The 1,410-nt window shown below is 56.4% G+C and carries 1 protein-coding gene; it reads left to right on the top strand.

The window, feature by feature from the left end:
- Positions 1–163 precede the first annotated feature (163 nt).
- A complete protein-coding gene (locus tag MHX66_RS10450) occupies positions 164–1,354 on the top strand; it encodes an IS1249 family transposase (RefSeq protein ID WP_370646313.1) in 1,191 nt (396 codons plus the stop codon).
- Positions 1,355–1,410: the final 56 nt, after the last annotated feature.

Raw genomic sequence — 1,410 nt, forward strand, 5'->3', positions numbered from 1 at the left:
GGGTTAAGTGACAAAAAGTGTGTCTGATTTTTCAGCATATCTGCTGATCAGACTATGTAAACCGGGCTTGAATAAGGTTCCAAACCTTATTCGGGCCCGATTTTCCTTCAATCCACCGGAACGGCGCCCCAGTGTGGTAGCCGGATGCTGGTTAGCTTTGCCGGTGACACCAAACAGACCACGATGCCCCATATGTGCTGGGCAAATGAAGAAAAACGGCACCACAACCAAAGGGACAACCAGGTGGCGATGTAAAAACCCTGACTGTGGAACCTCCACCACACACCGCCGTCCCGATCAGACCCACACCCGGGATTTCAAAGCATTTCACGCCTACGTCACCGGCACGGCTTCTCTGACCGATGTGGCCGACGCCTTGAACGTCTCCCGGCGCACGCTCGACCGCCGATTCACCTCGTTGTGGCTCGTCGATGTACCCAACACCCCAGACCCCAACCGGGTCTACGACCAAATCTTCATCGACGGCACCTACACCGACGCCGGATGCCTACTGGTAGCCGCAAGCCGTGACCACGTCATCTCCTGGCGCTGGGCCAAACGCGAGTCAGCCCACGCCTACACACAACTACTGCGAGGTATCGCCGAACCATTATGTGTGGTCCTCGACGGCGGGCAAGGCGCCTACTCAGCAATCAAAGCCTGCTGGCCACATGCCCTCATCCAGCGCTGCCTAGTGCATGCCCAACGCGTCATCCGCCGCTACACCACATCACGACCACGCACCGACGCCGGCAAAGCCATCTACGCCCTCGCGCTGACACTGACCAAGATCACCACCTTAGACCAAGCACGCGACTGGACACTACGCCTGCACGACTTCGGGCAGGTCTACCAACGGTTCCTCAACGAAAAAACACCATTGCCCAAAGAACATCGCACGCTCAATAAACAGTGGGAATGGACACATATCCGAGTGCGCAAGGCATACCACTCGCTTCTGCACCTATCCCGCAACAACTGGCTGTTTATCTACCTGCAGCCCCCACCAGAAGCACTCGACCCAGCCCGGTGGGCAGCGACCACGAACAGTCTTGAAGGCGGCATTAACGCTCAACTCAAACGCATCGCTGATGCACACCGCGGCAGAGCAGGAGAACGGCAACGCAAAATGCTCGAATGGTACCTGCACTCGAAAAAGCAGCTGCCTGACGATCCGCTAAAGATCGCCAGGCAGTGCAATTTCGGACAAGATCAACTCGCCAAAGTCAACGATCTCGTCCCAGAAGACCACAACACAGCCGACCACGAAACAGGACGACCAGCCTTCTACGACAACGCTATCCCAACCGAATACCAACACAACTTAGGCATCCGGAAAGGACCAATGAAATAAAAAAGGGGCCCACCCCGGCGACACGCCGAGCGGACACACTTTTTGTCTATTAACCC

The organism is Corynebacterium sp. ACRPH (assembly GCF_022347285.1).
Classification (GTDB): Bacteria; Actinomycetota; Actinomycetes; order Mycobacteriales; family Mycobacteriaceae; genus Corynebacterium.